This is a genomic window from Shewanella glacialipiscicola, assembly GCF_023283485.1.
Classification (GTDB): Bacteria; Pseudomonadota; Gammaproteobacteria; order Enterobacterales; family Shewanellaceae; genus Shewanella; species Shewanella glacialipiscicola.
On record NZ_JAKILU010000002.1, the window covers coordinates 149,928 to 162,419 of the forward strand.

Below are 12,492 nucleotides of genomic sequence, written 5' to 3' on the forward strand. Positions count from 1 at the left end.
TTTTAGCCTTATAGAGTTAGGACAATACTCAGGATGAAGGATTCAGGCGCTACGGTTTCACAACTTGCTTTGCTGCAACAGAAACTTCATTCGGCAAAACTTGCCCTTGATGAAGTGAATGAAGATAGACATGCAAAGTTACAAATACTACTGCAATTTATTGGTCACTTAAGTCTCGCCTGCAAAGGGCAAAATCTTGAGCTGGATAATAAACTTGCCAAACTTCGTCATAACTTAAATACGTTTGAACGAGTCGATGAGGCGTTACCTGAATTAGTGGATGTCGAACGTCTGTTAAAAGGCCAATACTATCATGCCATGATACAACTCGAAGAGAGTCGGTCATGTTTGGCTCGTGTTATCCGTCAGCTTCAACGCGTTAATTCGGCCCCCGAACAGCTCAAAAAAGAAATTAAATACTTCAAGCAAGATCTAGATAAGCCTTTTCATACACTGTGGGAATATATTCCTAAAGTTAAACAGATTATTGGTTTCTACGAAACGATATTACAACAACAATTTGGTGAGTCTGAACAACTTGATGTGCAGCCAAAACACCGGCAGCTAGCCCATGAGCTAGCACAAATGATTTCAGAAATAGAGTTTCGCAAAGATCAGCGTGAACAAGTATTAGTGATTAAAGAAATACTTGCCTCTGAAATTGAAATTGATACTTTACTCGATGCATACCACACCATTTTAGCTTTGTTACTCGATAACATTGCCCGTGAAAAGTCAGCATCACAAGAGTTTTTATTTGCACTCAATGATGCGTTAGCGGCAGTACGTGAAGTGGTCAGTGATTCCTATAATCGCAATCAACGTAGCTTCCAACTCAAAACACAACTTAATCGGGAGATTAACACCTACGTCGATAACGTCGGTGAATTCATTATTGAGTCTAACGATATCGTTGCACTGAAAGCCCAGCTGACAACTCAGTTGGTTTCTATCCGTTCAACATTGTCCCGTAAAGAAGCCTTAGAACAAAGAGATCAAGCACTGTTACTTAAATCAATGGAGACCATGCGTAAAGAGCTCAATGAATTAAGTTATGAGGCAAACACCTATAAAGAGCGTTTATTCGAACAACAGAAACTTAATTTGCTCGATAGCTTAACTCAATTGCCTAACCGTGCTGCCTTAGAAGAACGCATGGACATGGAATATCGTAACTATCAGCGCCATAAAACACCGTTATGGGTAGCGATTGCTGATATAGACCATTTTAAAGCCATTAATGACAGCTTTGGTCATAGCACAGGTGATAAAACCCTGCAGGTCATTGCGATGGCATTAAAAAACTCACTACGTAACACTGAGTTTGTGGCTCGTTATGGCGGTGAAGAGTTTGTACTCCTCTTGCCTGATGTCGCTCCAGCTGATATTGCTCAACTTTTAAACAGAGTGCGTGAAAAAGTAAAAAATATACCATTTAAATTTAAGAATCAGAGAATTACGGTTACAGTGTCTATAGGTGCTGCACAAGTGATAGGAAGCGAGCTTATACATGAGACCTTCGAACGTGCCGATGCAGCGCTCTATAAAGCAAAACACGAAAGCAGAGACAGGGTTGTGATTGACGTATAATTAAGCCTCACTATACGTTTTCCCTTATCACTCCTGTCAACACGAAGGAGTGGTAAATGATAGTAAAAGTCAGCCCTAAAGGCAGTATGGATCAGCTTTCACAACTGGAAGTAGATCGACTCAAAAAAAGTGCCCAAAGCCCGTTATACCAGCTATATCGCAGCTGCTCATTAGCGGTACTTGCCGCAGGTTTAAAAACAGATAACTCTAAAGCCCTGTTTGAGCAATATCACGATTTCGACATCCATGTATTACAACGAGAACGCGGTGTTAAATTAGAGCTAGTTAATCCCCCCGAACAAGCCTTTGTTGATGGCCAAATTATCACCGGCATTCAAGAGCATCTTTTCTCTGTCTTACGCGACATCCTTTATATTAGCGATAGATATAGCGCACTAGAGCACATCAACCTAACCAATGCTCACCACATTACTAATGTAGTTTTCGATATTCTGCGAAACGCACGTGCCATTGCCCCCATGAAAGATCCCAATGTGGTCGTCTGTTGGGGCGGACACAGTATTAATGCCATCGAATATCAATACACCCGTGAAGTAGGTTATCAGCTTGGTTTAAGGGAACTCGACATTTGTACCGGCTGCGGCCCCGGTGCGATGGAGGGCCCAATGAAAGGTGCGGCAATTGGCCATGCTAAGCAACGGATTAAAAATGCGCGTTATATTGGTTTGACTGAACCAAGTATCATTGCCGCTGAGCCCCCCAATCAAATCGTCAATGAACTGGTGATTTTACCCGATATCGAAAAACGCCTTGAAGCCTTTGTACGCTTAGGCCACGGTATTATTATTTTCCCCGGTGGCGCTGGCACGGCTGAAGAATTACTCTATATATTGGGTATTTTACTAAATGAAGATAATCAAGACACTCCGTATCCACTGATACTCACCGGCCCCTTAGAAAGTGCCGATTACTTCATTAAAATTGATGAGTTTATCGGCTCAATCTTAGGCTCTGAGGCGCAGAAGAAGTACCAAATCATTATAGACAATCCCACTGAAGTGGCGCGGTTGATGAAAAAAGGTATGGAGCAAGTCAAAGCTTATCGCCGCTCAACCGGCGATGCTTATCAATATCAGTGGGCATTAAAAATTGAGGCAGAATTTCAATTGCCTTTCATCCCAAGTCATCAAGTGATGGCAAATTTAGACTTACACTTTCAAACCGATAAAGCAAAACTTGCAGCCAATCTTCGAAAAGCGTTTTCGGGTATAGTGGCGGGTAACGTTAAATCGGACACCATCAAACAGATTGAGCACGATGGCCCTTTCCAATTGAAAGGCGATCCGAAACTCATGGACATGATGGATAAACTCTTGAGTGCATTTGTACAACAACAAAGAATGAAACTTCCCGGCAGTGCCTATGTTCCTTGTTACCAGATAGTCAAATAAGCCGTAAAATACACCATTGAATAAACAATAAAATAAAGTCGCGAGTGAAATAAGCACATCACCATGAACAAGTTTTTAATCATCGATGCTCTCAACTTGGTTCGCCGCATCTATGCGGCGATCCCAGATGACACTGATATGCAAAGTTTGACGGAACGCGTAAGTCTGGCGTGCTCTAAACTGCTGCGAGTCCATCGCCCAACGCATGTGGCTATGGTGTGGGACGGTGATGAAATCTCCTGGCGCAAACAACTTTACCCCGATTATAAGAAAGGCCGAAAACCTATGCCTGAACCGTTGGCAATGGGTTTAGCGGCGCTGCAAGCGCACTTAAGTGCGTTAAATATAGGCTCAATTTATGCCGCTGCTGAAGCCGATGATGTGATTGCAACACTGGCAATAAAAATGGCTAAAGCCCAAGGTGAAGCGATTATTGTGTCCACCGATAAAGGTTTTAGCCAACTCAACCATCGCCATATCACTCAGTGGGATCATTTTAATCAGCAATACCTTGATATTGCCGCGCTTGAGCGCAAGTTTGGTGTCGAACGTAGTCAGTTTCTAGATTTAATGGCGCTCGCAGGTGATAGTGGTAATAAAATTCCTGGGATTGCCGGTATTGGCCCTAAATCTGCAGCCGAATTATTGAAAACCTTCAGAACTCTACCCACGTTGTTTTCATCATTATCAAACTTAGGCGCTAAGCAGGCGAAAAAACTCGCCGAAGGAAAAGAGATGGCTAGACTGAGCTATAAGTTAGCGCAACTACAAACGGACTTACCGCTTAGTATTAATTTAAAAGATTTTCGTGTTATTCATTCCCCGCCTGAAAACCCCAACAATTAGGACTAGACTTCTGTTAACTCAGTTACAACAACGCATCTACCTAAGAACAGTAACAACGTATTTTATGGACTAGCTTAAATCACTCATCGAATGAGATAAGGAAATAACGATAAAATGAAATCAAAAATATCGGTCATTATCGGTAGTATTTTTGCCGCTTATGTTGCCTTTGTTGCTGTAGTTGTACTGGTTTATGAACCGACACCCGATGATATGAATTGGGAAGACAGACAGGTTTACAACAGCCAAAAAATGAGCGATTTAACTCTAGGACAAGATATTATCTCAGTAAAAAAATTGCTGGGTAAAGCCGAATTTTCCGAGGCAAAAGCATTAAAAGAAACTAAGTTACAGATAATGTTTTATCGCACCCATCATGACAAATCAGATGGAGTGACGACAAAAGAAGAATGCACCCCACTCATTTTTGAAAATGATAAATTAATCGCTTGGGGCCAAGATACCTATAAGCAATATTTTGATGTGGGCACAGACACGACGCTCAGCTCACCCCACAACATCTTAACTAACGAATAAACACAGCGAATAAAAACATAAAAACGCCACCGAATAGGTGGCGTTTTTGTATTCACAATCGAGAAGTCACTTAGTGGTGATGTAGTAACTCACTTATAAACTCGATAAATGTCAGCGGGCAGCTTATTCATCATCGGTTTTGTACTCGACGTAAGCTTCACCTTTACTGAGCCATGCGGGTGCAGGTGTCCCCTTCAGATAATGGTCAAAATACTGCATCATACGAATGCTGTAATCGAGTTTATTAGGGTATTTTTTCAAATGATGTGGCTCGTCCTCGTATTGTAAGAACACCACATCTTTACCCGCGCGGCGCATGGCTAAGTACATTTCAACACCTTGTTCCCAAGGCACAGCATCGTCTTTATCACCAAACATAATCATTAAAGGCGTTTGAATACGGTCAGCGTAAAATACCGGTGAGTTTTCAATGTATTTCTGCAGTGCAGCAAACAAACTGGCACCAATACGACTCTGGCCTGTTTCGTACTGGAACTGACGCGCCACTCCCGTACCATGGCGAATACCGCTATAGGCGCTGGTCATATTAGCCACAGGAGCACCGGCTACTGCTGCCTTAAACATCTTAGTTTGGGTAATGGCAAACGCTGTTTGGTAACCACTCCAAGAATGACCTTGCAAGCCAATGGCATCGGGATCGGCAACGCCCATATCAATGAGCTTTTGCACGCCAGATGTCAGCGCTTGTACTGAACTTGCCCCAGGGTAGCCAATCTCAAAACGGATATCAGGCAGGAATACCGCATAACCATTATTGATATACCAAGCAAAATTAGGTCGGTGGTTGATGTTCATTTGCGGAAACGCATGCAGTCTATCGGTCATAAAGCGATAGTAATAAACCAATACAGGAACGCGCTTATCCGCTTGATAATTAGTCGGCTTAATCAGCACACCATCTAACGGCTTACCATCGCCATTGGTCCAGTGAACTAACTCAGCTTGGCTCCAATTAAACGCTTGGCGCTGCTTATCTAAATCAGTCTGCTTAACTGCATTTTGCGGCGCGCTATAACTGGCCGTATATAAATCGGGGAATAAATCAAAACGTTCCTTAGAAAACACTATCGTATCTGCATCGTGACTGCGGCCTAATACAGTCAGCTTATATTCGCCTTGCATCAGTGTCTTAATGCCCGCCTCGCCCAATCTTGCTTGGTAAAACCCATCAGCTTTGGTTTTATCACTATAACCATGAAGTAAAATGGTTGCGTTGTAGGCAAGCTCTGTCGGCTCGTCGGGCTTATCGACTAAGCCCTCAAGCCGATATTGGATTTTATGAGCGCGACCTTTGCCCTCAGTTAAGGTAAAACCGGCTTTAGATTCGGTATTAAATTGCCAAACGTCATATTTGTCATAAACCAATATCCCGGTGTCATCCTTAAGCCAAGGACCAAACCCGTATCCCGGCGCGCTAGAAGGATAATCGTGATCTTCATCGGCAAAACTGACCTTTAAAGATCTGGTTAAGTTGGAACGTTGCGCCTGTTCAATATCATAAAGATACACATTACCCTGCTGATAATAGACCACATACTTACCATTACCCGATAAGCTTGGCTCAGCATCACTTGGCTGCTGGGTCAAAAATGGCACCTTGAGGCCAGTATTAATATCAACCAGATAATAGTCTTGATAAAACCCCGCCCAGGTTGCCATCTTGCGATAGGGCAAATCGGAACTGGCCAACATAAAACGCTTGTGCTGTGAAATCGTCACATCCGGCACGGTTTTATCACCAAGTTGCACTAGGTTATTGGAGCCTAAATGCAATACCGCAAGATAGCTGCGCTTTTGCTCGTCTTCATATTGCTTGATTTCATGGGGTTTAATACGTGGGTCATCACCATGCCACACCTTAAGTCCACGCTGCGCGGTAACAATATCAGCATCGAATAAATCTTTTTCTTCGGTGATTTTCTGCAAACTCAGCTGCTGACTCACCTCTGGCACACGGCCGAAGAACAGCCGCTCACTGTCCAATGAAAAGCTTAAATGAGTATAACGATTGAGCTTCCATTCGGGCGACTCTGGAGTTTTATTGATTTTGCCCGATGATAAATCGACTAAGGATAACTGATAGCGGCGACCATGGGGCAACTCACTATCTTTACCTTGAGTAAACGCCAGCCAACGGCCATTTTTAGCCAATGCCAAAGCCCCAACCTGTTGGCTAGGTGAGTCAAAGACAACTGTTTTTTTATTGGTATTTAAATCGACTAACTGCAACTGATGTTGCTTATTGGCAATATCATTTACCGCTAATGCCAGCCTGCGGTTACCTTTATCAAATACATAACCGGTAACCTGCTCAATATCGATTTGCTGAGTTTGATTTTCTAAGCTGAGCAAAGTAAAACGACGACCTTGGTCAAACTTATCCACCTTTGGCTTCGCCGGTTTTGCTATGCTTGCAGTGCCGACCTCGACTAATGTTTCTATGGCTTTGGATTCTGCCTCTTTTTTGGACTCGTCATCGGCTTCAAACCAAATAGCCAGATGTTTACCTTCGTCACTAAAGGTAAACTCTTGCACGCGCTCAAAGCGAGTTTGTGTGCCCGTCTGGGTATCAAGTAATACCATGGCAGATTTAAGCTTTTTCTTCGCTTTAGCATCACTCGTTTCAAGCGTGAGTAAACTCGGTTTGACCGCCACAGCAACATAACGACCATCATGACTCACTTGCGGATCTGAGCCACCAGCAACTTGATAGGCTAGTTGCGACAAGATATTTTTTACAATGACATGGCTATTGCCACGATCAGGCGATGACTCAACCGCGATAACCTGTCCTTTATCTGAAATAACCGGTTTACCGAGGGATTCAAAATGCATAATGTCAGTTAAGGTAAGCGGCTTAGTACTATTTTCCGCTAGTACTGGCGGCAATATCCCGATAGACAATAGCATCGCAGATGTAATAGATATTAACTTCAATGTCTTCCTCTTTTATATATTTGTTAGACTAAAGTAGACTTTTTAACCATTGGGTTTCCATCATGGTGAGAAGCTCATCTTTTTACAAGTTATACCATATAAAAAATCGTGATATTACTCACTATTCCCTGTGAAGTTTGATCAAAGGTGGGTAAAATAATGCGCAGAAAAAATACCCATTTCATAGTCCTGTCATCCAGTTAACCTGGGGCAGACAATTGCAGTAACCACGAACCGTGGAAGGACTTCTCCATGTCAAAAAGAACGATAACCGTAATTCCAGGTGATGGAATTGGCCCAAGTATCATTGATTCAGCCTTACAAATTCTTGATAAAGTAGGCTGTGATTTTGAATATGAATTTGCTGATGCCGGCCTTACAGCACTTGAAAAACAAGGTGAGTTACTGCCGCAGCGCACGCTGGATCTGATTGAAAAAAACCGCATAACACTAAAAGGTCCGCTAACAACGCCTGTGGGTGAAGGTTTTACTTCAATCAACGTCACTTTGCGTAAAAAATTCGGTCTCTATGCTAACGTGCGCCCAGTGTTATCTTTCAAAGGCACCAAGGCTCGTTACGAAAATATCGATATCATCACAGTCCGTGAAAACACCGAAGGCATGTATTCAGGTTTCGGTCAAAAAGTGTCTGAAGATGGATTAACGGCTGAAGCGACCAGTGTTATTACGCGTCAAGGTGCTGAGCAAATCGCCACTTTCGCTTATGAGCTGGCTCGTAAAGAAAACCGTAAAAAAGTCACTATCGTTCATAAAGCTAACATCATGAAGTCAACCTCAGGTTTGTTTCTGAAAGTGGCCCGTGAAGTGAGCCTACGTTACCCTGACATCAAAACAGAAGAAATGATTGTCGATGCAACGTGTATGAAGTTAGTCATGAATCCAGAAAACTTCGATGTGATCGTCACAACTAACCTGTTTGGTGACATTTTATCGGATCTGTGTGCAGGTTTAGTCGGCGGTTTAGGCATGGCACCCGGTGCAAACATTGGCCGTGACGCAGCAATTTTTGAAGCCGTTCACGGTAGTGCACCTGATATTGCTGGCAAAAATTTGGCAAACCCAACCTCAGTCATTTTAGCGTCTATCCAAATGTTGGAATACTTAGGCATGGCTGACAAAGCAGAGCAAATCCGTAAAGCCGTATCGGCAGTGATTGCAGAAGGTGACCGTACAACTCACGATTTAGGTGGTACACACGGCACGACTGATTTCACTCAAGCGGTACTTGAGCGTCTGTAATAATGTCTAGTGCGTTACAGACTAATCTATAACGCGCCTGTTCAATCTTAAGCTTCGGTTTAAAACTCAGATGAACAGATACTAAAAAGCCCCAAAGTTTCCTTTGGGGCTTTTTGTTATGTCACTTTTTAAACCTGCGTCAATTTAGTGCAAGATAATCGCAGGGGTTAATTCCACGCAGTATTTGGACGCAGCCATAAATGCACAGTCACTTCATCTCGGTCATGGTAAAGATGCTTACACTGTACTTTAAAATCGGTAACACCATTTTCTTTTAAAATAGTCTGCATAGTTTCAAGAATCGCAATGACTTCTTTATAACGACTCTTCATCGGTAATTTAAGGTTAAATATGGCTTCCTTAAACCAGCCATTAATCGCCCATGCTTCAATCAACTCGGCTACGCGCGCGGGCTTTTCAACCATGTCGCACACTAACCAATAGATATTTTTGCGCTGTGGCTCAAAACGAAAACCGTCCTCACGGAAATGTTTCACCTGCCCCGTTTGCATTAACTTCTCATCCATAGGGCCATTATCTACCGCAGAGACAAACATACCGCGACGCACAAGTTGATAAGTCCAACCGCCAGGACACGCGCCTAAATCGACTGAGTTCATACCACTGCGAATTCGCTCTTCTTGCTCTTCTTTGGGCACAAACTGACCAAAGGCCTCATCAAGCTTTAAGCTAGAACGGCTCGGTGCATCTGCCGCCATTCTTAGGCGTGGAATACCCATAAAATGGGGAGAGCTATTATTACTATAAGAATATCCCACATAAGCACGACCCGGCCCCACAAAACACACATGGATAATTGGACGTTTTGGATTTTCTTGGGCGAGCAAACTGCCTGCCTTTTTCAAATGTTGGCGTAACGGTACGGTGAACTTACGACAAAAGGCCGATAACTCTTTGGCCTCGTTAGTGTCTGGCGTTTCAACGCGTAATTCACCCGCTTTACTGACATCGCTTAAGGCGGCAACGATTGGCGTCACTCTGTCATTTTCTGGCAAATCGACTAATAAATCGCTGGCGGCAAACATTTGGCGAGCAAAAATTAATGAAGCGAGTGGTAATTGCTTAACTAACGCCTCAGCTGCATCGTCTTCAAAGCCTTGGAATACCACATAAGCGTCATTATTGTTCGCTTTAACAAAGCCGCCCACATTAAGCTCTGCGGCGCGTTGCTGAATTTCTGCCGCGCATTCTTTTTCAAAGCCAGCACGGCAAAATAAAAATAGGTTTTTCATGGGGGATCCCTGAGAAATCCAAGCCAAAGTTCTGGCTGACTATCAATTTGGGCGCCAGTATAGCAATTTAACTAAAAAAATGCCCTATTTGCCGTCAATGCAAACAGGGCGTAGGTATCTTACCGATTAAAACGTTTAAGCTAATTTTCAAGCTTTAAAACGGGATTTATTATTTTGTATTAAGATTCATGACCATCCACCACTTTATGACGCCATACCGCCGCAGCAAATAACAACCAACCGAGTAGAAAACACCCGCCACCAATTGGAGTAATGGGCCCAAGCCATTTAGTGCCGATAAGTGCCAATCCATATAACGAACCAGAAAATAGCATAATACCCACAATAAATAGGTATGCCGCCCAGTCCAACAAACGTGACGTCAACCATTGGCCCGAAAACGCGACCATAACCAAGGCAAAAGTATGATAGAAATGATATTGCACACCTAAGTTAAACACTTCAATTAAGTCTGGTGGTGCTACAGCCTTAAGGCCATGGGCACCAAAAGCGCCTAAAGCAACCGCTAAAAATCCGCTCATGGCGGCAAGTAATAATAAACCTTTACGCATTTAACACTCCTGCTGAAATAGACTTAATTCATTCAATATTTATGCAAGCAACATTCTGCTCACCAATGAAATCACTCGATAAATCAATGGCACGTGCAAGATTAGCGGCTTCTGTAGTACCTGACGACTTTCTTGGGACAAAACTATGATCACCATCAGTTAACCAAGCGAGTTTAATCTCGGGTTTCAACGGCCAGTTCGGTATTTGCTCTTTGCCACCAAACTTATCCCGCTCGCCCTGCACGACTAATACAGGAACTTGGCATTCATTCAACGGCTCCAACCTAGGATCGCCGCCTTTAAGCGGTACAAAGGGATAACCTAAACAAATCACTCTATCGATATGCGCGGCTAATACAGGATCACACGCTAATAGCGCCGCCATGCGTCCGCCCATAGATTTCCCCATCAGTATCACACGCTCAACTGCTGGCAATGATTGAGCAATATCGAGCATCTGTGTCAAACAAGTGAGTAATTTAGGTGTACGGTCCGGTGGACGTCTTTTACCGTCAACAGCATTCGTCTGCATATAGGGAAAATTAAAGCGCATGACTTGAAAACCCTTAGCTACAAGCCCCGCCGACATCGCCTGCATAAAATCTGAGTCCATGTTAGCCCCTGCGCCATGGGCAAATAAAATCAAGCTACTTGCAGGCAGCCCGTCTACGATATAACTGGGCTTATCCGGGCAACAACTCACTACGTGACTCCTCGGCAAACATATCTAACATCCATTCACGAAACGCCACTACTTTACCCAGCTCAGCATGGTTTTGATGGCAAACTAAGTAGTATGCATCCTTACTCACCAATACTTCTTCAAATGGACACACAAGTCGCCCCGCTTTAATATCGGGACGTGCCAGTACGCTATAGCCTAATGCCACACCTTGACCATGGGCTGCGGCCTGTAATACCAAAGATGAATGACTGAATATCGGCCCCTGGTTCACATTAATATCAGTAATCCCACACTGCCGAAACCATGCCTGCCAATCGTGACGGTTCATGTCATGTAAGAGTGTGTGATATTTCAAATCGCTCGGTTGTGATAGTGGCTTTGTACCATTGAGTAACATGGGTGAACACACTGGAATAAGCACTTCGTTTCTGAGCTTATCAGCGCGCAGACCAGGCCAACTGCCTAAACCATAATAGATGGCGACATCGACGTCGTCCGTTAAAGAACTCGACTCACTATCGACCGCTTTAATGCGTACATCAATATCAGGATTTTTTTCACTGAACTTGGCTAAACGAGGCACTAACCACTGGATAGCGAAACTCGGTGACATACTCACAGTGAGCGAGCCTACAGCACTGCGGGCTAATAGTCGGTCAGTGGCATCGGCGAGTTGAATAAAGACATCTTTGATGTCAAGAAAGTAACTCTGCCCTTCTTCGGTTAATAATAAAGAACGGTTTTTTCGGCGAAATAATTTTAATCCGAGGAAATCTTCTAATGCCTTAATTTGATGACTTACCGCAGCTTGGGTAACGAACAATTCTTCCGCCGCTCGGGTAAAACTCAAGTGCCGCGCCGCGGCTTCAAATGCTTTAACCGCGTTCAGCGGTGGTAATCGTCTTGACATCGTGATCTCTATCTCATTTTTTAATTAGTTTTTCTAATCCTTATTGTTACATTTAATTGTTTGTAAAGGCCAGCTATTTTGGTTAAATTTTGTGCCAGAGAAACACACGTTAGACAATCTCGAATCGGTGATGGGAATGTCTGACAAGGTCATTTTGTCAGCCCGGAGGCGACTATGTTCAATGTAAAATCGGCGTTTGCGTTAGTCTTTATCTCAGCACTCAGTTTTAATGCCAATGCTAATGTGCTCGTTGATGAAATCGTCATCGATACTAGCGACTTACAAACAAGTATTACTGCAGACTTAAGTGCCGCGATGGATAAAATGCATCAAGAACTACTGCAAGAAGCCACCCTGTTGATTGCTGAAGATGATGCGATTCCCACCCCGCAAGTTGTTAAAGCCGACTAGTTGATAACAAATTTCAGGTTATTTTATAAAAGTGACCCAAAGAAAAACCGCATTAATA

Annotated in this window: 11 protein-coding genes; 6 read left to right on the top strand and 5 right to left on the bottom strand. The window is 43.4% G+C overall.

Translation table 11 applies throughout. The annotated features are described in order from the left end of the window. Nucleotides 1-33: 33 nt before the first annotated feature. The 4 genes from L2717_RS02155 to L2717_RS02170 all read left to right on the top strand — a co-directional run bounded on the left by L2717_RS02155 (nt 34) and on the right by L2717_RS02170 (nt 4,385). Nucleotides 34-1,590, top strand: a complete 1,557-nt coding sequence (locus L2717_RS02155) for a GGDEF domain-containing protein (RefSeq protein ID WP_220774308.1) — start codon at nt 34-36, stop codon at nt 1,588-1,590. A gap of 56 nt (nt 1,591-1,646) precedes the next feature. Continuing rightward, a complete protein-coding gene (ppnN, locus tag L2717_RS02160; RefSeq protein ID WP_220774307.1) occupies nt 1,647-3,002 on the top strand; it encodes a nucleotide 5'-monophosphate nucleosidase PpnN in 1,356 nt (451 codons plus the stop codon). Nucleotides 3,003-3,065: 63 nt separating this feature from the next. Further along, nucleotides 3,066-3,848, top strand: coding sequence for a flap endonuclease Xni (gene xni / locus L2717_RS02165; RefSeq protein WP_220774306.1), 783 nt, complete (start codon nt 3,066-3,068; stop codon nt 3,846-3,848). A gap of 114 nt (nt 3,849-3,962) precedes the next feature. After that, the gene (locus L2717_RS02170; RefSeq protein WP_248937967.1) at nt 3,963-4,385 is read left to right on the top strand and encodes a DUF3192 domain-containing protein; all 423 of its coding nucleotides are present in this window, start codon (nt 3,963-3,965) and stop codon (nt 4,383-4,385) included. Nucleotides 4,386-4,508: 123 nt separating this feature from the next. On the opposite strand, the gene L2717_RS02175 is transcribed toward L2717_RS02170, so the two are convergent. After that, a complete protein-coding gene (locus tag L2717_RS02175; protein ID WP_220774305.1) occupies nt 4,509-7,343 on the bottom strand; it encodes a S9 family peptidase in 2,835 nt (944 codons plus the stop codon). 252 nt (nt 7,344-7,595) lie between these two features. Between L2717_RS02175 and L2717_RS02180 the strand changes: the two genes are divergently transcribed. Next, the gene (locus L2717_RS02180; protein ID WP_220774304.1) at nt 7,596-8,603 is read left to right on the top strand and encodes an isocitrate dehydrogenase; all 1,008 of its coding nucleotides are present in this window, start codon (nt 7,596-7,598) and stop codon (nt 8,601-8,603) included. A 167-nt stretch (nt 8,604-8,770) separates the two neighbouring features. Here L2717_RS02180 and rlmM read toward each other — a convergent pair whose 3' ends face one another. The 4 genes from rlmM to L2717_RS02200 form a co-directional block, all read right to left on the bottom strand. Beyond that, entirely contained in the window at nt 8,771-9,856 is a 1,086-nt protein-coding gene (rlmM, locus tag L2717_RS02185; RefSeq protein WP_220774303.1) for a 23S rRNA (cytidine(2498)-2'-O)-methyltransferase RlmM, read from the bottom strand. A gap of 179 nt (nt 9,857-10,035) precedes the next feature. Then, nucleotides 10,036-10,428 carry a DUF423 domain-containing protein gene (locus L2717_RS02190; protein ID WP_076496856.1) on the bottom strand — a complete coding sequence of 131 codons (393 nt, stop codon included), beginning with the start codon at nt 10,426-10,428 and terminating at the stop codon, nt 10,036-10,038. A gap of 28 nt (nt 10,429-10,456) precedes the next feature. Beyond that, the gene (locus tag L2717_RS02195) at nt 10,457-11,131 is read right to left on the bottom strand and encodes an alpha/beta family hydrolase (RefSeq protein ID WP_220774302.1); all 675 of its coding nucleotides are present in this window, start codon (nt 11,129-11,131) and stop codon (nt 10,457-10,459) included. After that, nucleotides 11,112-12,023 carry a transcriptional regulator GcvA gene (locus tag L2717_RS02200; protein WP_248937968.1) on the bottom strand — a complete coding sequence of 304 codons (912 nt, stop codon included), beginning with the start codon at nt 12,021-12,023 and terminating at the stop codon, nt 11,112-11,114. Before L2717_RS02200 ends, L2717_RS02195 begins: the two co-directional genes overlap by 20 nt. Nucleotides 12,024-12,197: 174 nt before the next feature. Here L2717_RS02200 and L2717_RS02205 point away from each other — a divergent pair, with 174 nt between their 5' ends. After that, nucleotides 12,198-12,434 (top strand): hypothetical protein, encoded by a 237-nt coding sequence (locus L2717_RS02205; RefSeq protein WP_220773475.1) that lies wholly within the window; start codon nt 12,198-12,200, stop codon nt 12,432-12,434. The last annotated feature ends 58 nt before the right edge of the window (nt 12,435-12,492 follow it).